A 22,055-nucleotide genomic window follows, 5' to 3' on the forward strand; every position below is an offset into this window, starting at 1 on the left:
TGATTTATATTGGAAAAGCCCACCCTGATGTGGGCTTTTCTATGTGTGTAATCCAAGTGACAATAATAAGAGTGTGCTATGGAACTGATATTTGCTGCGGCCTGTTGTAGTGTGGTGGTCTCCATTCTTTTAAAATGGGGCAAAAACAAAGGATTTGATCCGATCCAGATGATCAGCTGGAACTATGCTTCAGCCAGTTTACTGTGTTACGTCTGGTTTAAACCTGACCTAAGCCACGTTTCTGTTTCAAATACTCCGTGGTGGCTGATTATAGCACTTGGTGTCTTGTTACCGAGTGTATTTTTATTTTTAGCCAAGTCTTTGCAATATGCAGGCATTGTCAAAACAGAAATCGCACAGCGTTTGTCGGTGATTTTATCTTTATTGGCGGCTTATTTTATTTTTCAAGAACAGTTTAATCAGCTCAAAATTATCGGGGTAGTCTTGGGGCTTGCCGCCGTGATGTGCATTTTATTTACCAATGCCTCTGGTGGTGGAGAAGGTCAAAAACAGGCTGTGTGGTATTTAGCACTAGTCTGGTTTGGTTATGCGCTGATTGATGTCTTACTCAAATATACAACAGGGCTGGGTGTGCAGTTTTCCGTTGCGTTAAACCTGATGTTTATTTGCGCGTTTTTATTGTCAGTCGGTTATGTTGCTGTGACCACGAAAAATATCGGCTTAACCAAGAACGTCTTGGCAGGTTTATGTCTTGGCGTGTTGAACTTTGCCAATATCGCACTTTATGTCAAAGCTCATCTGTTACTCAAGGACAGCCCAGCGGTGGTCTTTGCAGGCATGAATATTATGGTGGTGCTGTTAGGCGTATTCAGCGGACTACTGTTCTTTAAAGAGAAGCTCAAACTCGCAACAGCAATCGGATTGGTGTTGGGTATCACAAGCGTGGCTTGTTTAGCTTATGCAATGTCTGTTTAAAATAGATCTGCACAAAGGAAAAAGGGTGTTTGAGTAGATCCTCAATCACTGCAATTCCCAATAACAGCCCTGGTTGCTCACAATTGGGGCAATCGGGATAGTGAGGGCGCATGATATGTTGATACTGACCTAAATAGATTTTATTGCAATGTGCACATTCAAATTTCATCGGTATATTGGGCTTAACAGACATCAGCAACCTCACTTTTTTTGTTTTGGCATTGAACATGATGAAGCAATTTTCAGGCCCAAAATATAAAAGGGACTGAAGTCCCTTTTATAAACAAATAGCATTACAGCTGCGTGAAAATATCTTCTTTGCTTAAGCGAGACTTTGGCAATTTTGCATTGAAGTCAGCATCACTACGATAGCCTAGTGTGAGCAATACAGAAGGGATTAGACCTTGTTCGGCTAAACCTAGCTCTTCACTAATAATGGATTCATTAAAACCACCAATTGGCGTCGCATCAATTTTTTCAATACCTGCAGCCAATAGAATTTGACCTAAAGCAATAAAGGTTTGGTTTTCGGCCCAACGCTGCACATCACCTTTTTCATTGCGGTAATAGTTGACATAACCTGAACGACTGTCTTTTTGGCCTTGCTTAGCGGCATCATCTTTAAAACGACCATGTAGGTCATCTTGATGCAATAAATTTTCCAAATGTTGCTCAGAAATATCGGCTTTGGTACAAAATAAAATTGTATGTGATGAATCTAGTACTTTGGGAGCATTGTATGCGTATTTACCCACCAGTGCTTTTGCAATTCGTTCTTTGGCGTTTGTGTTTTCTGCAATGAAAAAATGCCAAGGTTGGATGTTGATAGACGATGGCGTCAAGCGGAGAATTTCTAATAATCGAGCAAACTGTTCATGAGGGATCTTTCTATTTGGGTCATAAGCTTTGGTGGTATAACGACTTTTTGAAATATTTAGCAGATCCATAATCGCACTCGATTTATTGTTGATGTCTGATTCTAACCGATGAAAGGAGACTTGTGATCACGCTACAACTCGAACAGACTTAGATTTTAGTTGAAAAAGGCATACAGACTTAGTTCGTTATCATTATTGAATAACGAGTGTGTTACTCAATTTCTATGGGGGAGAGGCAGTTAGTATGTAATCAAAGCTGGGTGTAAGTTACTCGTTTTGTTTTTATGTGACATTGAGATAGTAATTGCGTTGCAATCAAATCTATAAAGTGGTTGAATTACTTCTTTAAAATAATGAACATACTGTATAAATGTTTGATCTAGAACCTAAAAATATCAAAGCTAAAATCCGACAACAGTCTTTAACGAAAGTTTTTACGGTGTTGATTTTTGGTTTGAGTATTTTAATTATTGTGTCAGAATATCAAAAATATAGTGAATGGAATTTTAAGTTTCTAGTGATTGCTGTGGCTGTCATGGTTTGGAATTATAAGTTGGCTCGTGAAATTAAAAATTTAAAAGATCAAAATACCGATGTGCCTTAAACAAATCATTTTCTGGTTTATGCTAGTATTTACCCAAAGTGAGCTACTTTTGCTTAAATCTTGACAACCTAGTATAATGAAGACTACGAGTAGGTATTGTTCCTACTTTTCTATGATATAGCTGATTGTGATCTATCTGAGTTCAGGCATTTGACTTGAATATCATCATTGTAACTACAGAATTATTATTCAAAACCCGTTTTATTAATCTCTTTGTTCCATCACAAAAAGCTCACTTAGTGAGTTAAAATTTTGACAACTTTAAATACATGGCGTGTTGCTACAGCCGTAAATGGTAGTGAAATCAATGTAAAATTGGTGCCACTTAAACGTCAACAGAATACAAATCAGGGTTTAATCTGGGTTGAAGTGGGGCATATGATTCAACTTGAATCTGGCGAAACTCTTCCAATGAACTTAGATGGTTTGAGCTTTTATACTGGTGTTAATCAATTGTATCGTCTAAATGAGTTGAACTAAGGCGATAAGTACTTGAGTTAGCATTATGTATAATATTGATTGGTATAGTAAAAAAATGGCATTAATACTGCCATTTTTTTAATGCCAAATTTTGTAGATGATTATTCGCATTAATTTCTAAAATCTGAGCGGAATCTTCTTTCCAGTCACCAAGTACAATTCTCTTTTTTCCATCGACATCATGAATATTGGCGCGGTGGGTGTGTCCGTGAATCAGTAAATCCACATTGCTTAATGCGACCTGAACTGCGCTTGGGTTAACATCCATAACTTCATAGCTTTTAAACTGTTGCGCTTGACGGCTTTTTTTACGGAATCCATTGGCCAGTTTTTGTCTAAAGCCAAGCGGTGTACTTTTTAAAAACTTCAACAGAAGTGGATTACGGATAATTTTACGAAAGCGCTGATAGGATACGTCATCCGTGCAGAGCAAATCACCATGTTCAATACGAATGGTGTAATCTGAAAGTTCGAGTGTGCATACTTCGGCTAACAGTTGACCATTAAATTGGTCGAGGAACTGTTGTCCTAGGGCAAAATCACGGTTACCTGTTAAGAAATAGATGTGATTGCCTGCATTTGAAAATTGTTTTAAGGCGCGAATGATTTCATCTAGCCAAGGGGCTGTGTAGTCGTCGCCAATCCATGCATTGAACCAGTCGCCTAAAATATACAGCTGAGTGTTCTTGTTTTTATAAGCCTCTAATAAATCTAAAAACCCCCGAACGAGTCGAGGGTGATCTGGTGACAAGTGTAAATCAGCGATAAACAAATAGGTCACGGAAGTTTCCTTTTAAAAACCCCTCCCGACCTCTCTTTAATAAGGGAGGATAATCTCATGTTCGAATGAGAGTCTAGCTCCCTCCTTTATCAAAGGAGGGCTGGGGAGGATTTAAAAATTACTCAGAAATGATCTTAGCAGATTCAATCACAACGTTCTCAAGCGGAACGTCAGCGTGGTAGCCACGGTTACCAGTACGAACACCTTTAATTTCGTTTACTACGTCTAGGCCTTCAGTTACTTTACCGAAAACTGCATAACCCCAACCTTGTGCATTTTTGCCAGAGTGGTTAAGGAAAGAGTTATTACCCACGTTAATAAAGAACTGAGCAGATGCAGAGTGAGGTGCTTGTGTACGCGCCATTGCAATTGTACCAAGGTCATTGGTTAAGCCGTTATCAGCTTCGTTTTCAATTGCATCACGTGTTGCTTTTTCTTTGAAGTTTTCATCCATACCACCACCTTGGATCATGAAACCATCGATCACGCGGTGGAAAATTACGCCGTCATAGAAACCGTCACGTACGTATTCTAAGAAGTTAGCAACAGTGATTGGTGCTTTTTCGTTGTTAAGTTCAAGAACAATACGACCTTTATTGGTGTTTAATTCGACTTGAGGAAAACTCATTGTGTAATCTCCTAATCATGGACATCAAAGCCATGGGTTTTTTGGTTGTGAGAAGCATAAGCAAACTGTAAACTACAAGGCAAGTAAAAACGTTATTTTCTTTGTAAAATAGATCAAATATCGTTTAAGGGGCTGTAAAATATTCATAAATCGACTGATAGATCAGTTAGAATTATGCTCGTATAGCAGGACCCTATTTTTCCTTAATTTTTTTCATCAAAGTGATTTTTAAACTATGAAGCCGAATGATGTTGTTTCAACACTGCCAAATAACCCGACACCAAGTAACAATGCCTCTGTCGCAGCGCAGCAAGAACAACAGCCAGGCTTAGATTTTGTTCGCCAAGTGATTACCGAAGATTTGGCTGAAGGTCGTACGCAAAAAGTAGTCACGCGTTTCCCGCCAGAGCCGAATGGTTATTTACACATTGGTCACGTGAAAGCAATTTGCTTGAACTTTGGTATTGCCAACGAGTTTGATGGTTTTTGCAACCTACGTTTTGATGACACTAACCCAGATGCAGAAGAACAAGAATATGTAGATGGGATCGTCAATGACGTTAAATGGTTAGGTTTTGAGTGGAATGGCGAACCACGCTATGCGTCAAGCTATTTCGATCAACTCCATGCATGGGCGGTTCAACTGATTAAACAGGGTGATGCTTATGTTGATTTGCAGTCACCTGAAGAAATTCGTTTGAACCGTGGTAACTTTATTGAGCCGGGTAAAAACTCGCCTTACCGTGATACTTCAGTTAAAGAAAACCTTGCGCGTTTTGAAAAAATGAACAATGGCGAGTTTGCAGAAGGCGAAGCTGTTCTGCGTGCCAAAATTGATATGGCATCTCCAAATGTGCATATGCGTGATCCTATTTTGTACCGTGTACTCCATTCAGAGCATCACCAAACAGGTGATAAATGGAAAATGTACCCAATGTACGACTATGCGCATCCATTATCCGATGCAATCGAAGGCATTACTCACTCATTATGTACTTTGGAATTCCAAGATCACCGTCCGTTTTATGACTGGGTGGTTGAGAAAGTACACTCGGAAGCAGTACCACGTCAGTATGAATCTAGCCGTTTAAATATCGACTACACCATTACCTCTAAGCGTAAATTGCGTAAATTGGTTGAAGGTGGTTATGTTAATGGGTGGGATGACCCGCGTATGCCAACTGTTGTAGGTATGCGCCGTCGTGGTTTTACCCCAGAAGGCCTACGCGACTTCTGTAAGCGTGTTGGTGTGTCGAAGTCAGACGGTATTGTTGATGTTGCAATGCTTGAATATTGCATCCGTCAGTCTCTAGAAAATGTTGCGGCGCGTGGTATGGCGGTGTTGAACCCACTTAAAGTTACGCTCACCAACTTGCCTAATGATATGGATTTAACCCATTCACGTCATCCAAATGTAGATATGGGTGAGCGTGTGATTCCGTTAACATCTGAAATTTACATTGACCGTAAAGACTTTGAAGAAGAGCCACCAAAAGGCTTCAAACGTTTAATTCCTGGTGGTGAAGTGCGTTTGCGTCATGCTTATGTCATTAAGTGTGATGAAGTAATTAAAGATGAAAACGGTGAAGTTGTTGAGTTGAAATGTTCAATCGACCCTGAAACTTTGGGCAAAAATCCAGAAGGTCGTAAAGTTAAAGGGGTGATTCACTGGGTATCTGCGACCAAAGGTATTCCTGCAGAAGTCCGTATTTATGATCGCCTGTTTACAGAGTCGGACCCTGAAGTGGGAGATGATTTCTTAGCGAACTTGAACCCTGATTCGTTGAAAATTGTACACGCGGTGATTGAGCCTGCATTGGCGCAAGCACAGCCTGAAGACCGTTTCCAATTTGAACGTGAAGGTTATTTTGTTGCAGATCAATACGACCATACAGCAGAGAAGCCTGTGTTTAACCGTATTTTAGACTTAAAAGACAGTTTTAAGCCTAAATAAGCGCTGTTTGCTTGATGTGGATATAGATATAAGGCTCAACCTCGGTTGAGCCTTTTCGTAGCGAAACCAATAGGAATACACTGTGATCGTTCGAGATAAAACCAATAGCTTTGCATTACTCTTTGCTTGGCGTGGCACCATTTTACCGAAAGTGTTTCCTGCGCTGATGGTTGGTGTTTTAATTTCAACTCTGTTGGTTTATCTAGCGACTCAACATTACGTGACAGCTCCTGCAGTGCCTGTCATTGGTTTTACTGTATTTGGCGTCATTCTTTCGATTTTCTTAAGCTTTCGAAATACAGCGTGTTATGACCGTTGGTGGGAAGGACGTAAGCTATGGGGCGCAATGATTGCCAACGCACGGCATATGATCCGTGATAGTTATGTCTTAAATGATGCAGAGCGTACAGTTTTGATGTATCGCGTGATGTTATTTAGCCATTTGCTTCGAGATCGTTTACGGCAGCAAAGTCATACCTATGACCACTATCAAGCCAAAGTTCAACTGACGGTAGAGCAGTGGAAAATATTGGATACGCATATTAATCCACCGCAATATCTATTAGAGCTTACGCAGAAAGATCTGGCGGCGTTGTATAAGCGTGGTGAGATTAGCGATATTATTTACAGTATGCTGACCAAGCATACGGTGGCAATGGGGGATATTCACGCTGGTTGTGACCGTATTTCATCTACACCTCTGCCATTTTCTTATTCGGTTTTGTTACACCGTGCCGTGTACTCTTTCTGTCTCATTTTACCTTTTAGTTTAAGTTCCAGTCTTGGTTTTTGGTCACCTGTGATCGTGGCCTTAATTGCCTATCTCTTATTGGGTTTAGATGCGCTAAGTGCAGAGTTAGAAGAACCTTTCGGGCTTCAGGAAAATGACTTGCCTTTAGATGCTATTGTGCGGGGCATAGAGCGTGAAATGCTCAGTTCTTTAAATGAATCCTTGCCAGAACCAGTAAGTGCGCATAGAGCCAATTTAAGTTAAAGCAGTAAACAAATCCATAACAGAAAATGAGTGGATTGCCTGAGCCATAACAAATTTTCGATATGATTGGTTTGTTGAGATGTGCTATCACTAAGTTTAAAAGTGATAGGGATATAACAATGACTACCGTGATCGAAACTCAGATGTTGATTCGGCGTTCTGTCAATATTGTGTTTAATGCTTTTATTGATCCACTCATAACCACCAAGTTTTGGTTTAGTCAGTCTTCGGGCTATTTAGAAAAAGGCGCAATGGTCGATTGGACATGGGATAAATACCAAATTACACACTCGACTCATGTCCTACAAGTCGTTGAAAATGAGCTGATCTGCATCGAATGGGGCACGCCTAAAACTAAAGTAGATTTTGTATTTGAAAAAATCGACAGCATGAATACCTATGTGATCATTCGAAACTATGATATTGAGTTACAGGGTAATGAGCTGATTCATTATGTGATGGATGCAACAGGTGGCTTTACTACAGTGCTAGATGGTGCCAAGGCATGGCTTGAATACGATATCCAGCTCAACTTGGTTGAAGATAAATTTCCACCTTTTGAACTGCGTTCACATCAGTGATCTTTTTTAGAGCGCTCTTCTTTAAACTCAAAATAGTTCCCAAGCTGCTGTTTGGCCTTATCACGTAATTTCTTTTTGATATACAGCACCAAGGCAAAACAGGTGGTGGTCAGCGTTAACATTAGGCTGTTCATGAAACTCATCATAGAGCTAACATAGCCAATAGTAGTAAGTCGGTGCATCATCTTGATGACTTGTGGGCTACTTTCAACGCCTGTAATGGCCCACGTGCACAAGTGTTCACAGTTATTGATAATAAGATGGTAGTTGTTTTCATGCATGCGTGAGCGCATACGGCGAACCACTTTACGGCCTTTATATTTGGGGTCTTGGTACTGATTGACTGTAATTTTACGTCCGTGGCTAAAGTTCTCGATGGAAGTGATTTCAATCGGATGCTTTTTAAAAAGATGTGCAAAACCTGAATAATGGATCACACGTCCACGCCCCGCATATATGCCGTGATGCGTATAGCCAAAATGTTTGACTATAAGATGAGCCCCCAAGGGGTAGTGGACTTTTTGTTGTTGCATGCCTAATACGTGCTAATTCATTACAGTTGTCTTTTATCTGTATTTTAAAGCTTCTGCTGGGAATTAGCGACTGTTTAGTGGGTTTTCAGTTATTTGAGTTTACGATGATAGAAATAAAAGAGACCGATTGGAAAGGAGCATCTAGCTTTTCTGATTACATTAAAAAAGGATGCAAGCATCCTCTTTTAAGATGAAGTAGTGTTTATTGATCCACTAGACCTAAAAGTGAGTTTTGGGTACTGCACATGCGTGTTGCTTCTTCAGTGTTCATCGCTTTCACGTCTTCTTCAAATTTCTTTTTTTGTTCTTTGAGTTGTTCTTCAGGTAAACCCATTTGCTCGGCAAGTTTTTCCATTTTTTCCCAAGACTCAACACAAGCTTTCGGCATCTTGCTACATGCTGTTAAAGATAAAAGGGTAATACATGTGCTGATTATGAGTGGTTTTTTCATTACTTAACCTTTTAATTTTCAAACATTATTGATTTTTATATTGAGCCTGTAAGGTAACAAAAATTTAAGACTTTGTATAATATTTAAACGTGCAAAGTGTGCTGTGCTTCATATACCGTGGTTTTTTATAAGGCGAATGATGTACAGACATTAAAAAAGGCACTTAGATCAATTTAAGTGCCTTTTTGATGAATATTCAGTGACTCTACTACTGTAGAGGTCGATGCTGAAGTTCATTTAACTCCTTACGGCCATAGCCACGAGAAGCTAATACTTTTTTAATCCCAACAATCACGTCTTCATCGGTCGCTGTTTTAAGCTTTTCGATGAGCTGTTCATTGGTTTTACAAGAGCAGTCATTTTCAACACAAGCAATTTGATTTTTATGCTCGTTTTGCTGTTCATTTGAAAACAGCTTTTGCCAAAAACTCATATAGACTTCATTTACAACCTAACATAGGGTGAAATATAACCAATCTGTAAAATAATGCAAGTCAGCGTGAGAGATAAAAGCAGCGATCGATGTCGAAAAATTCCGATTATAGCGCAAGGTATTAACGTTATTATGACAGTTGAAATACTTGCATTTTATATAAGCTTATCTTTTTTCATGAAAATTAAAAAAGAAGCTCATTTGAGCTTCTTTTTTATACGGTTTGAGTTGCAACAAATTGTTTAAATTTTTTCCAGCAAAACCCCAGACTCGACATGATGCGTATAGGGGAATTGGTCAAACAACGCAAACTGTGAAATTTTATGGGTTTGGCTGAGTGTTTGTAAGTTGTCATGCAAGGTGTCAGGATTACACGAAATATAGATGATTCGTTCTAAACGCTGAATCAATTTTAAGGTTTCATCATCAATACCCGCACGCGGTGGGTCAACAAACACCGTATCGAATTCATAGCTGCTCATATCGATATTTGCTTCTTGTAAGCGACGGAATTCGCGCTCGCCGTTATAGGCTTGTGTGAAGTCTTCTGCCGATAAACGCGCGACTTGAATATTATCGATGTGGTTTTGTTCGATGTTCCACTGTGCTGCATACACAGAGGACTTAGCTAGCTCAGTGGCTAAAACACGGTTGAAACGGGTTGAAAGCGGTAGGGTAAAGTTACCATTGCCGCAGTAAAGTTCTAACAAATCTTTGTTCGACTGCTGTGCAGCATTACAGGCCCATTCGAGCATTTTTTGGCAGACTTGCGCATTGGGCTGCGTAAAGCTGCTTTCAATTTGTTTGTACTGATATTTGCGCTCAAAAACTTGTAGTTCTTCCACCACAAATTCATCAGTGAGTACCACTTTTTGACCACGGCTACGGCCAATCAACTTAATATTTAATTTTTCTGAAAGTTGTTTGGCTAAAACCTGCCATTGTTCATCGAGTGGGCAGCGATAAATCAGTGAAACCAGCATTTCACCCTTTAAGGTTGCTAAGAAATGCACTTCAAATAGGCGTTTTGAGAGGAGATCATTGCTTTTCAATGCTGCCAATAAAACAGGCATGAGCTGATTAATACTGGCATCAGCGATTGGGAAGTCATCAATACGAATGACTTTTTTCTGATTGTCTTCATCGCGTTCAAACATGGCATAAAACATATCATCTTCGGTATGCCAAATACGGAATTCTGCACGCATGCGAAAGTGTTTTTCAGGAGATTGAAAAACTTCAAGCGAAGGTGGAGTGAGTTCAGCAAATTGAGCTGTAATTCGTTCAATTTTGGCGTCAAGTTGTTGTTGATAAGAAGAAGTCATATGCAGTAAAAATCGCAAACATATAGAAAAAAGAGATGGTAACAAAGTTTGCCGAATTAGCCTAAAGATATTCAGCAAAAGCGTGGGGTTTATTCATGTTAAAGATGGTTTGATACTTTGCTATATCGGAAATTATCGAGCAGATTAAGCCAAACCGAGTCGCATAAAAAATGCCAAGTAAACAGACCAGGAGATGTTGACTTGGCAATAGAGGAAACACAGTAATAAACCTGTAGTCCCGATAAGAGCTACAGGTTTAAATTCGGCTTAGTTCAAAGTCATGAGACTTGCATTACCACCAGCAGCTGCAGTGTTAACACTAATAGCGCGCTCAATCACAAAGCGTTCTAAAGGAATGGCAGTTTGTGATGGGCTAAGATGAGTAATGCCTACAATCGCACCTTGACGCTCAGCAATCTGCTGTTGCAGAGCTAAAAGCTGCGCCGTTGTACCATGATGTAATACTGCATCAAAAGCATCAGTTTTGATGTCTTTGATGACATGGAACGCTTGAGCCAATGCTTTAGGCATGCTTGGCATGTGTTTTAACACAAAGCTGTTATCTGAAAGCACTGCTGGACGGCTACCAACTGCAAAAATTGCATTCAACTGTTGTAGTTGATCCGCTTCTTGTTCAGCTAATGACAAGACTGCATGACGCGGAATCACCATGTATTGGTTGCTTTCACCAGTCGGACCTTGCAGCTCGTAATGATGACCTGAACAGAAGTTCTCAATTTTTGCCAATTTCACTGCTGGGAAGGCTTTAGCTGCCCACTCAAGGAACAATGCAGAGTTGCTGAACTCGACTTGAGGGTTCAAATCAGCACCTGTTGCAAATGGTTTATTCAACTTTTTCGCAGAACAGTTTTGCATTAGGCGATATAGATAAATTGGACCACCCGCTTTAGGGCCTGTACCTGATAAACCTTCGCCACCAAAAGGTTGTACACCGACAACTGCACCCACGATGTTACGGTTGATGTAGAGGTTACCTACTTCAGCATGGGTCATTACAGTTTGAATGGTCTCGTCAATACGGGTATGTAGACCCATCGTCAGGCCATAGCCTTTGCTGTTGATGTGCTCAAGTAGCTGTTTGAGTGAACCTTGGTTAAAGCGAATCACGTGCAGCACTGGACCAAACACTTCGCGCTCTAAATCATTGAGATTTGGTAACTCAATTAGTGTTGGTATAATGAACGTGCCTGCATCTAGTTCAGAGTCTTGAGTATCATTACGCATCAACTGGTGTACGCGATGACCTTTTTGGCGCATCTTGTCGATGTGCTTTTGAATGTTTTCTTGCGCTTCAGCATCAATCACAGGGCCAATATCAGTTTTAAGTAGATATGGGTTGCCCACTTGAAGTTGTTGCATTGCACCTTTAAGCATTTGAATCACAGCATCGGCATTGTCTTCTTGTACACACAGTACGCGAAGGGCAGAACAACGTTGACCTGCGCTGTCATAAGCTGAACTGACGACATCAAGTACAACTTGCTCAGTCAATGCTGATGAGTCAACGATCATGGCATTTTGACCGCCTGTTTCAGCAATCAGGGGAATGCTTTCACCAGTTTTGCTTAGACGCTTCGCCACAGTTTTTTGCAAAATCTTAGCAACTTCAGTAGAACCTGTGAACATGATGCCTTGAACTTGCTCGGCTGCACTGAGTTGTGCACCCACAGTTTCACCGCGACCCGGCATCAGCTGTACAGCAGCTTGAGGCACACCCGCTTGCCATAAGATTTGAATTGCTTGAGCTGCGATCAATGGTGTTTGTTCAGCTGGTTTAGCAATCACGGTATTACCCGCAACCAATGCAGCAGCAACCTGACCTGTGAAGATGGCCAATGGGAAGTTCCATGGGCTAATGCATAGCATAGTGCCTAAAGGCTCAACTTCTGCGTTTGCATCTAGATCAATCATTTGCGTTGCGTAGTAGCGTAAGAAATCTACAGCTTCACGAACTTCTGCAATAGCATTGGCATACGTTTTACCACTTTCACGGCAAAGTAAAACCATCAGTTCTTCTAAGCGAGCTTCCATTAGGTCAGCAGCGCGAAGTAGGTAACTTGCACGGGTGTCTTTAGCCGTACGTGCCCAAATGTCTTGAACAGCCTGCGCATTGTTTAATGCTTGCTCAACTTGTTCAGTTGTTGCTTCTTGTACATAACCCACAACATCTGAGTGACGTGCTGGGTTGATAATGCTTTGCGGAGCAACGGCGTCATTGGTCTGAAAGTGCTCACCCATTGGTGCAGCAGACCATTGGTGCTTAGCAAACTGTTGAGCTGTTTGGTTCAGATGAATTAATGCAGAGTCATTTGCAAGGTCTAAACCTTTGGAGTTTGCACGTAGCTGCCCATAAAGCTCAGCAGGAAGTGGAATCGAAAGGTGCTTTTGACCCACGATATTTTCACGTTTTGCACTGCTTAAAATGGTTTGAGTTGGGTTTTCAATCAAATCATCAATTGCGAGTGACTTGTCTGCAATACGGTTGACAAAAGAGGTGTTTGCACCATTTTCAAGTAAACGACGTACAAGATAAGCCAATAGTGTTTCATGGTTGCCCACTGGCGCATAAATACGGCACGGTACACCCAGTTTTTTATCTTGCTTTTCACCGACCACTTGTTCATACAGTGGCTCGCCCATGCCGTGTAAGCATTGGAACTCGTACTGACCCACGTAGTATTTCTCTGGGTTGGCCATTTCATAAATGGTCGCCAAGGTTTGCGCATTGTGCGTTGCAAACTGTGGGTAGATTTGTTCTGGTGCAGCCAATAATTTTTTCGCACACGCGATATACGACAAGTCTGTATGTACTTTACGGGTAAATACAGGGTAGTTGGTCATCCCTTCGATTTGTGCTTTCTTGATTTCGCTGTCCCAGTACGCGCCTTTCACCAAACGGATCATTAAGCGTTTTTCGCTACGTTTAGCCAAGTCTACGATGTAGTCAACCACGTAGAAACAACGTTTTTGATACGCTTGGATAACGAAACCAATGCCTTTCCAGTCTTTGAGTTCTGGTTCAAAGCATAGACGTTCAAGCATTTCTAAAGAAATTTCTAAACGCTCAGATTCTTCGGCATCGATATTTAAACCGATGTTATAGCCGCGTGCTAATTTAGCAAGGGTAAAGACTTTGCCGTACAACTCTTCATGCATACGTGCAACTTGTGCACGTTGGTAGCGAGGGTGTAGAGCAGATAATTTAATTGAAATACCCGGGCCGTCATAAACATCTTTGTCTTTTGATGCTTGACCAATGGCATGAATGGCATCGGTATAGTCTTTCATATAACGATTAGCATCATGATCGGTCAGTGCCGCTTCACCCAGCATGTCGTATGAATAGCGGAAGCCTTTTTCCTCAAGACGTTCAGCGTGTTGTAATGCTTCACCAATGGTTTCGCCAGTCACAAACTGTTCGCCCATCATACGCATAGCTACATCAACCGCTTTACGGATGATGCCACGACCACTACGTGCCAATAAGCCTGTTAAAGTGCCTGATAAGCTATTTTGCTTTGGTGTTTCCATGAGCTTGCCAGTCAGCATGAGACCCCATGCTGCCGCATTGACAAACATCAGGTTACTTTGACCAACGTGCTCTTTCCAGTTGCCTTGGTTGATTTTGTCTTTAATCAATAGGTCACGTGTCGCCATGTCAGGAATACGAAGCAATGCTTCAGCTAAACACATCAATGCGATGCCTTCTTGAGAAGACAATGCAAATTCTTGTAAGAGACCCTGTACAATACCTGCTTTACCGCTGCCGCTTTTACGTTCACGTAAAGTATGAGCCAAATCAAACGCAAGTTCATGAATGCGTTGATTCATCTCGTCAGAGATTTTGCTGTGGTCTAATAAGTTTTGAACACAGTCAGTTTCGGCACGTCGCCAAGCGGTATTGATTTCAACTTCAAGCTCACTTTTTTCTTTGAATTCGGTAATATATTCAAATTGAGTTTGAGCGTCGTTGAAATGCGTATTGCTTTCCATCATATTCATGCCTACATCCTGTGCATACAATAATGTGTTGAGAGATCTATAGTAATTAATTTATGATTACAGAAAGAATACCGAATAACTCACTATAATTTGTATGCTATTTAGAGATTAATTCAGATGACGAGCCCAATTTTTAGCTTGGACCGAACAGATATCAAAATATTAGATATTCTTCAAAGAGATGGAAAAATATCGAATATTAAACTTGCCGAAGAAGTGAACTTATCAGCGACAGCTGCTTTGGCTCGGGTGCAAAAATTAACCAAGGAAGGCTTTATTTTGAATTATGAAGCACGCTTAAATCCAAACATGCTGAATGCCAGTTTTGTGGTTTTTGTTGAGATACTTTTGGATAAAACCACGCCACATGTCTTGGAAGATTTTCGCCATGCCGTACTACAGCATGATGAAATTGTGGAATGTCATATGACCAGTGGGGGCTTTGATTTTGTGGTGAAGATTCGTTGTGCCAGTATGGATGAGTTCCGAAAAATCTCAGGTCAAGTCTTGTGGCAACTGCCGGGCGTTAAAGAAACACGCAGTTATCCCGTGATGGAAGTCATCAAAGAAAGCTCACGTATTCAACTCAAATACAAACCTTTGTCGAAATAATTGAGTGCATGAGATGCAAAAAAAAAAGGGGCTTAAAAGCCCCTTTTTTTTGTTGGTCTACACGTTCAATTAACGTTGTGTAGATTCTTCTTTCATTTCAGCCATGGCTTGTTTGTACATGCTGTCTGCTTGTTCAAAGCGTTGTACTACTTCAGCTTCAGGGGCTTTACCCATTAAGCTTACAACTACAATGCTGATCCAAGAGAAGATGAAGCCTGGAATAATTTCATATAGACCTAAGTGTCCTAATGCATTTTTCCATACAATCACAGTTACCGCACCAACAATAATACCTGCAATAGCACCATTCAAGGTCATGCGCTTCCAGAACAAAGACAAGATAATCAGTGGACCAAATGCCGCACCAAAACCTGCCCATGCATAAGCTACAAGGCCTAGAACTTTACTGTCAGGGTTGCTTGCTAAGCAAATTGCAAGAACAGCAACTGCAAGAACCATGAAACGACCCACCCAGACCAATTCTTTTTGAGAAGCGGTTTTACGGATGAATGCTTTGTACATGTCTTCTGTCAATGTTGTAGAACAAACCAGTAACTGACAGCTTAATGTACTCATCACCGCAGCTAAAATTGCAGCTAAAACAATGCCTGCAATCCATGGGTTGAATAATATTTTAGTTAGTTCCATGAACACAGTTTCTGGGTTTTGAGAAACCACAGCCGCCAGTTCAGGGTGTTGTTGGAAGTAAGCAATCGCAATAAAACCTGCACCGACTGCACCACCTAGACATAAAATCATCCATGTCATACCAATGCGACGCGCAGCAGGAATTGTTTTCACAGAGTCTGCAGCCATGAAGCGCACTAAAATGTGTGGCTGACCAAAATAGCCTAAGCCCCATGCCAATGATGACAGGATGGCAACAGTGCTGAGCTCAGAGACAATGTGCATTGCTTGTGGGCGAGCAGTTTCAAGTAGGACTGAAAACTGTGCAGCATTACCATCAATCGCAAGATAAGTCATGATTGGGGTAAGCAGCAGAGCAAAAATCATTAAGCCTGCTTGGAAGGTGTCTGTCCAACTAATAGCAAGGAAGCCGCCGATACATACATAACTGATGGTTGCAATTGCGCTAATCCAAAGAGCAGTGGTGTAATCCCAACCAAAAATGCTTTCAAATAAACGTGAGCCAGCGACCATGCCTGAAGCACAGTAAATCGCGAAGAATACTAAAATAACGATCGCTGAGATCATACGCAAGATACGTTTACGATCTGCGAAACGACCTGTGAAATAATCAGGCAGGGTGAGGGCATTGTTTTGGACTTCAGTATGTACACGTAAACGTCCTGCAACCAATAACCAGTTGAGCCATGCACCAATGATCAGACCTACAGCAATCCACGCTTCAGACAAACCAGACAAATAAATTGCGCCCGGTAAGCCCATCAGTAACCAGCCACTCATGTCTGATGCACCTGCAGAAAGCGCAGTAACTACACTTCCTAAGCTACGACCACCTAAGATGTAATCATCAAAGTTGTTTGTGGACTTGTATGCATACAAACCGATGCCAACCATGGCAATGATATAAACTAAAAATGTGACGAGGGTGGGGTTAATTTGACTCATAGGCATTCCTTGGCAAAATCCGACTTGGGAGATTTTTTAATCGCTTTGTTTGAGACGGCGATTCAAGCATAAAAATAAAATTACACTCTGTAACAGTTGTAAGGTGTTTTTGTATATTTTGTGTAATTATTAATTGTTTTTTAAAATTAAACAATAAGTTGTTGAAAATATGTTGTTTATTGGTCAATTATTATTCTTTTTTATAGGGTGAATGAAATTCTAAGCATTTATTTCGTAAAATCAGCGGGCTAGTTATAATTTATGATTTTTTATTGCTTACGAAAAATTACATTACCTACAAAACAGGTGTATTTACATATAAAGTGTTTCATTTATGAAATGTATTTACAGTCGTGAAATAGTTAGAAAAGACGAATATTTCACCATTGAACTAATTTTGTTAAGGCATTCATACTTTGAGTGCATTGGAAAACTTTCAAATTTCTAATTAGAAAAAAGGAATTCAATGGCATTTTCTGCTTGCTTTGGAACAAGTGAAAATAGCGTCGGTATAAATTAACTGCAAATTTGACAAAATTTCTCCTGAAATTGTGCAGGCCATTGCGGGGGCATGTGAGCAATTGAGCCAAACTCCTGAAAATTGGACATACGCTTTCCCTATAGATGTCTATAAAGTTGGGGTGGGCACCTCAATTAATATGAATAGCAACAAAGTGCTGGCCAATCTTGCATTAAAGCATGTATTCCTTTCTTAAGGTAAATACGAGGTTCTTCAACCAAAAGACCTTGTGACTAAATATCAATTGACCAATACTTTCTACAGTGGCGCTATGTTTAGCAATTAATTAGTGTTGGTATTTTAATCGAATCTTAGGTCATGTGAAATGGGTAAACAGTGTATTGCGGAAAACAAAACAGTTCAGTGAGTGGTATTGGAGAAAGGGTTGTTGACTTAATAACCCTTAGGTCACATTTTCTCATTTGAAACTTGGCTGCTGAGTTGACGCCTAAGGTTGTATCTTTAGCATACGCTAGCTAGAACATTTATAACTATATATAGGTATAAAAGTAGTCAATGCGCTGCTTTTATACTTTTTAGCCGATACAAGCTAACAAAAGGTAGCAGTTAGAACTACAATAAGCTTGAGTGAAGAACCATGATTAAATGTCTATGCTGAGTAAATTAAGCCAATTATTTAAATTAAAGAAAGATGCGCCAGAACAACTTTTTTTGCAGCAGCATCAGATTGAATATAATGATGAAAAAGGCTTTATCATTGAAGGTATTGTGCTAAATGCCATACATGCTGAACGTTTGGTCTATTTTTCAAATCGTAGAATTAGTGAGTTTGATGATCTTAATGCACTTTTTTATAGTGCTATGCTAATCAATGAGAAAATCGACTTAGAAATTGCCAATGAACGATTTGTCGCACGTTTAGGTAATAATCTAGAAAACTTAACTGAGCTAAAGCGAATGATTAAGCTACTTAATGACTATTATTACCAGTTTATACGTGACAAAAAATAAGTCTTTTAAAAGCCATAAATTTGAGTTGTAAAAAGGACTTAGCGCTAGATTGATGTTGTTGTTGTCGTGAAAAATAACATGCAGCGAGAGGACATCATGCTAGTATATGACGCATGTTTTTAAACGCTAAAGCCATGTCCATGTTCCAAGAAGAAATCTCCCAACTGAATGTGCAACAACTAAAAACAGGCGAAAAACGTTGGCTGGGAAATTTGCTCGGCTCTTCAGCTGCATTATTCATTCAAACGTTAAGTACACAAAATAAAAAGCTCTTTGTAGTTGTGGCGAAAAATAATCAACACTTAGCACAACTCGAAAGTGAATTTGAATTTTACGGTATTCGACCGACCATTTTCCCAGACTGGGAAATTCTGCCTTATGATCGTTTATCTCCTCATCAAGATATTGTATCTGAGCGTCTCGCAATTTTATCCAATATGCCGCAAACAGGTGTCTTACTGATTTCGGCTTCGACCTTGGCGCAGCGTGTAGCGCCGACTTCGTGGGTTTTGGGAGAACACTTTGATATTCACGTCGGTCAAAAGTTTGAATTAGAACAGCAAAAGAAGCGTTTGATTCAAGCAGGCTATCATTTGGTCGACACAGTATATGACCATGGTGAATTTGCGGTTCGGGGTAGCATTATGGATATCTATGCCTCAGGTCAAGCTGCACCAATTCGCATAGATTTGTTTGATGATGAAATTGAAACCCTTAAATTTTTTGATCCTGAAACACAGCGCACTACGCAAAACTTAAAACAGTTTTCCGTATTACCAGCTAAAGAGTTTCCTTTAAAAGAGGCACGCAGCATATTTCGTGATCGCTATGCAGAAATGTTTCCGACGGCAAATCCAAAGAAAAATCCAATTTATCAGGATGTGTTAGAAGGGATTGCCTCACCAGGGATTGAGTTCTATTTCCCACTATTTTTCAGTGCTGCGCAGATGGAAGCTCAAAGCACACTGCTTTCATACTTACCAAATCATTCCATTGTCATTACAGATAGGCAAGTTGATGATGGTTTAGATAGTTTTTGGAAAGAAATCGATCGACGTTATGAAGACCGTCGCCATAATGTTGATCAGCCAATTTTAGCCCCTAACCAGCTTTTTATTTCGACCAATCAAGTTTTAGAACAGCTCAATACCTTTCCACGTATTATTGCCTCAGTCGAGGCTTTTGATCTAAAAGCGGGTGTGACCAATTTAAATACTGAACTTCCACCACGTTTAGCGGTCGATCCTAAAAATGAAAAGCCCTTTCACGCGGTTAAACAGTATATTGATGCTGCTAACCATCCAGTATTACTGGTTGCTGAAAGTGCGGGGCGTCGTGAAACTTTAAAAGATGCATTGCGCGCCACATTGGGAGAGATTCCTAATGTCGAGAATTTTGCTGAATTTCAAAAATCTTTACATGCCATTGCAATTACCAGTGCGCCCTTAGAGCGTGGCTTGGTATTAAAAGACAGCATTAGCATCATTTCTGAAAATCAGTTGTATGAGCATCGCGTTGTACAGCGCCGTCGTAAACGCCAGCAAGAGGTTTCGGAAGAGTTTCTCATCCGCAGTTTGACTGAGTTGAGTATGGGTGCGCCGGTGGTGCACATCGACTATGGTGTGGGGCGTTATGCGGGCTTAGTCACTTTAAGCATTGATGATCAAGACTATGAGTTCTTGCAGCTTGATTATGCCGATGCCGCCAAAGTTTATGTTCCTGTCACCAATTTACATTTGATCAGCCGTTATAGCGGCGGCGACCCAGACTTAGCACCCTTGCATAAGTTGGGTACAGATGCTTGGAGTAAAGCAAAGCGTAAAGCATTGGAGCAAATCCATGATGTAGCAGCGGAGCTATTGCATATCCAAGCCCGTCGCCAAGCGAAGCCAGGTTTTGGTTTTGAGTTGGATCAAGGTCAATATATGCAGTTTGCCAGTGGCTTTGCCTATGAGGAAACACTCGATCAAGCCAATGCGATTGAAGCGACTTTGTATGATATGCAATTGGCTAAACCGATGGATCGCTTGGTCTGTGGTGATGTGGGCTTTGGTAAAACCGAAGTTGCGATGCGCGCAGCATTCTTAGCCGTGCAGAACAACAAACAAGTGGCCGTTTTGGTGCCGACGACGTTGCTGGCCCAACAGCATTATGAGTCGTTTAAAGACCGTTTTGCAGACTGGCCTATTCGTATCGAAGTTTTATCACGTTTTGGCAGCAGTAAATCACATACGAAAACGATCGAAGACTTAGCTGAGGGCAAAGTCGATATTGTGATTGGTACGCATAAAATTCTACAAGAAAGTGTCCAGTTTAAAGACTTAGGCTTGATGATTGTGGATGAAGAACACCGCTTTGGTGTACGCGATAAAGAGCGGATTAAAGCGATGCGTGCAGATGTGGATATGTTGACTCTGACTGCAACTCCAATTCCACGGACTTTAAATATGGCCTTTAGTGGCATGCGCGATCTATCCATTATTGCCACACCACCTGCACGACGTTTAGCGGTAAAAACTTTTGTGCAAGAACATACGGGTGATTCAGTTAAAGAAGCCATCTTGCGTGAGTTACTGCGTGGTGGACAAGTTTATTTCCTACATAATGAAGTAGAAACCATTGAGCGTGCAGCGGAGAGTCTTCGAGAACTGGTCCCTGAGGCACGTGTAGCTGTTGCACATGGTCAAATGCGTGAACGCGAGTTAGAACAAGTCATGCAGCAGTTCTACCATAAAGAATATAACGTCCTGGTTTGTTCAACCATTATTGAAACAGGGATTGACGTTCCGAATGCCAATACTATTTTAATTGAACGGGCAGATAAGCTGGGTTTAGCGCAGTTGCATCAACTACGTGGGCGTGTAGGGCGCTCGCATCACCAAGCCTATGCCTATCTGTTGGTGCCATCCATCAAAGGGTTGAAAGGCGATGCCGAAAAGCGTCTAGATGCGATTCAGCGGGCATCGACATTAGGTGCGGGTTTTATGTTGGCCACGGAAGACTTAGAAATTCGCGGAGCGGGTGAGCTACTCGGCGAGCAACAAAGTGGTTCAATGCAAGCGATTGGCTATAGCTTGTATATGGAGATGCTTGAAAAGGCGACCAAAGCCATTCAAAAAGGCAAAACCCCGAACTTCGATGCGCCACTCTCACTGACCGCAGAAATCAATTTACATATGCCAGCTTTGATTCCAGATGAATATCTGGGAGATGTCCATCAGCGTTTATTGTTCTATAAGCGTATTAGTAATACGGACAGTCAGGAAAAGCTCGATAACATTCGTATGGAGTTGATTGACCGTTTTGGGATACCGCCACAACCTGTGAAGCAGCTTTTTGCTGTGCATCAGATGCGTTTGAAAGCAGAAACACTGGGCATTACCAAAGTCGATATTGCTGCCAATGGTGGTGCGATTGAATTTTCACCAGATACTCCAGTTCAGGCGATTAGTATTATTCAGATGATGCAAAAACACCCGACCTTTTTTAGGATGGAGGGTGGTCAGCGCTTAAAGGTCATGGTGATGCTAGAGGAATATGAAAAACGGATTCAATTTATCAATGACTTATTGGAAAGTTTGTTGAAAGAGTTGCATTAAAATTTAGCTTTAATTTGCTGTGATTTCATACAGATATCAGGTCTTTCTTGCGGACTTGCGCTATAAAAAGAAAGACTTGATTTTTTGATGAAATTTATTAAAGTAATAAATGTGATGTAGTTCAAAGTAAAACGTAGTTTATTTGTGTTGAAACACAT

General features: G+C 40.8%; 18 protein-coding genes. 9 read left to right on the forward strand and 9 right to left on the reverse strand.

All coding sequences use genetic code 11. From position 1 onward, the window contains the following. Positions 1–78: 78 nt before the first annotated feature. Positions 79–936, forward strand: coding sequence for an EamA family transporter (locus tag AC5EUN_RS07035; protein WP_010326807.1), 858 nt, complete (start codon positions 79–81; stop codon positions 934–936). Positions 937–1,229: 293 nt separating this feature from the next. Here the strand turns inward: AC5EUN_RS07035 and nfsB are convergent, their stop codons facing one another. Beyond that, the gene (nfsB, locus tag AC5EUN_RS07040; RefSeq protein ID WP_063454281.1) at positions 1,230–1,883 is read right to left on the reverse strand and encodes an oxygen-insensitive NAD(P)H nitroreductase; all 654 of its coding nucleotides are present in this window, start codon (positions 1,881–1,883) and stop codon (positions 1,230–1,232) included. Positions 1,884–2,184: 301 nt separating this feature from the next. Between nfsB and AC5EUN_RS07045 the strand changes: the two genes are divergently transcribed. Together AC5EUN_RS07045 and AC5EUN_RS07050 are read left to right on the forward strand one after the other, a co-directional pair. Beyond that, complete coding sequence (locus tag AC5EUN_RS07045; RefSeq protein ID WP_004696964.1) at positions 2,185–2,418, forward strand: hypothetical protein; 234 nt, start codon at positions 2,185–2,187, stop codon at positions 2,416–2,418. Between the two features lie 252 nt (positions 2,419–2,670). Next, positions 2,671–2,898, forward strand: coding sequence for a hypothetical protein (locus AC5EUN_RS07050; protein ID WP_010326805.1), 228 nt, complete (start codon positions 2,671–2,673; stop codon positions 2,896–2,898). A 61-nt stretch (positions 2,899–2,959) separates the two neighbouring features. Here the strand turns inward: AC5EUN_RS07050 and AC5EUN_RS07055 are convergent, their stop codons facing one another. Beyond that, entirely contained in the window at positions 2,960–3,679 is a 720-nt protein-coding gene (locus AC5EUN_RS07055; RefSeq protein ID WP_010326804.1) for a UDP-2,3-diacylglucosamine diphosphatase, read from the reverse strand. Between the two features lie 118 nt (positions 3,680–3,797). Then, the gene (locus tag AC5EUN_RS07060) at positions 3,798–4,307 is read right to left on the reverse strand and encodes a peptidylprolyl isomerase (RefSeq protein WP_004696971.1); all 510 of its coding nucleotides are present in this window, start codon (positions 4,305–4,307) and stop codon (positions 3,798–3,800) included. A 235-nt stretch (positions 4,308–4,542) separates the two neighbouring features. Here AC5EUN_RS07060 and AC5EUN_RS07065 point away from each other — a divergent pair, with 235 nt between their 5' ends. From AC5EUN_RS07065 to AC5EUN_RS07075, 3 genes are all read left to right on the forward strand, one after another. Beyond that, on the forward strand, positions 4,543–6,261 hold the full coding sequence (locus tag AC5EUN_RS07065; RefSeq protein ID WP_010326803.1) for a glutamine--tRNA ligase/YqeY domain fusion protein: 1,719 nt from the start codon (positions 4,543–4,545) through the stop codon (positions 6,259–6,261). Positions 6,262–6,343: 82 nt separating this feature from the next. Then, entirely contained in the window at positions 6,344–7,255 is a 912-nt protein-coding gene (locus AC5EUN_RS07070; protein ID WP_010326802.1) for a bestrophin family protein, read from the forward strand. A gap of 119 nt (positions 7,256–7,374) precedes the next feature. After that, positions 7,375–7,836 carry an SRPBCC domain-containing protein gene (locus AC5EUN_RS07075; protein WP_010326801.1) on the forward strand — a complete coding sequence of 154 codons (462 nt, stop codon included), beginning with the start codon at positions 7,375–7,377 and terminating at the stop codon, positions 7,834–7,836. Here AC5EUN_RS07075 and AC5EUN_RS07080 read toward each other — a convergent pair. The 5 genes from AC5EUN_RS07080 to putA form a co-directional block, all read right to left on the reverse strand. After that, entirely contained in the window at positions 7,830–8,369 is a 540-nt protein-coding gene (locus tag AC5EUN_RS07080) for a lecithin retinol acyltransferase family protein (RefSeq protein WP_010326800.1), read from the reverse strand. The genes AC5EUN_RS07075 and AC5EUN_RS07080 overlap by 7 nt on opposite strands. A 202-nt stretch (positions 8,370–8,571) precedes the next feature. Then, positions 8,572–8,820, reverse strand: a complete 249-nt coding sequence (locus tag AC5EUN_RS07085) for a hypothetical protein (protein WP_010326799.1) — start codon at positions 8,818–8,820, stop codon at positions 8,572–8,574. Positions 8,821–9,028: 208 nt separating this feature from the next. Next, positions 9,029–9,253, reverse strand: coding sequence for a hypothetical protein (locus AC5EUN_RS07090; protein WP_004984703.1), 225 nt, complete (start codon positions 9,251–9,253; stop codon positions 9,029–9,031). 242 nt (positions 9,254–9,495) lie between these two features. Then, complete coding sequence (gene trmA / locus AC5EUN_RS07095; protein ID WP_493352228.1) at positions 9,496–10,578, reverse strand: tRNA (uridine(54)-C5)-methyltransferase TrmA; 1,083 nt, start codon at positions 10,576–10,578, stop codon at positions 9,496–9,498. A gap of 267 nt (positions 10,579–10,845) precedes the next feature. Further along, complete coding sequence (putA, locus tag AC5EUN_RS07100; RefSeq protein WP_493352229.1) at positions 10,846–14,601, reverse strand: trifunctional transcriptional regulator/proline dehydrogenase/L-glutamate gamma-semialdehyde dehydrogenase; 3,756 nt, start codon at positions 14,599–14,601, stop codon at positions 10,846–10,848. 117 nt (positions 14,602–14,718) lie between these two features. On the opposite strand from putA, the gene AC5EUN_RS07105 reads away from it, so the two are divergent. Further along, complete coding sequence (locus AC5EUN_RS07105; protein WP_010326795.1) at positions 14,719–15,213, forward strand: Lrp/AsnC ligand binding domain-containing protein; 495 nt, start codon at positions 14,719–14,721, stop codon at positions 15,211–15,213. A gap of 69 nt (positions 15,214–15,282) precedes the next feature. Here AC5EUN_RS07105 and putP read toward each other — a convergent pair whose 3' ends face one another. After that, complete coding sequence (putP, locus tag AC5EUN_RS07110; RefSeq protein WP_010326794.1) at positions 15,283–16,806, reverse strand: sodium/proline symporter PutP; 1,524 nt, start codon at positions 16,804–16,806, stop codon at positions 15,283–15,285. Between the two features lie 1,126 nt (positions 16,807–17,932). Between putP and AC5EUN_RS07115 the strand changes: the two genes are divergently transcribed. Both AC5EUN_RS07115 and mfd read left to right on the forward strand, forming a co-directional pair. Then, positions 17,933–18,298 carry a hypothetical protein gene (locus tag AC5EUN_RS07115; RefSeq protein ID WP_010326793.1) on the forward strand — a complete coding sequence of 122 codons (366 nt, stop codon included), beginning with the start codon at positions 17,933–17,935 and terminating at the stop codon, positions 18,296–18,298. 140 nt (positions 18,299–18,438) lie between these two features. Beyond that, on the forward strand, positions 18,439–21,897 hold the full coding sequence (mfd, locus tag AC5EUN_RS07120) for a transcription-repair coupling factor (RefSeq protein ID WP_010326792.1): 3,459 nt from the start codon (positions 18,439–18,441) through the stop codon (positions 21,895–21,897). The last annotated feature ends 158 nt before the right edge of the window (positions 21,898–22,055 follow it).

The organism is Acinetobacter sp. CAU_H_S170_2, from assembly GCF_058890445.1.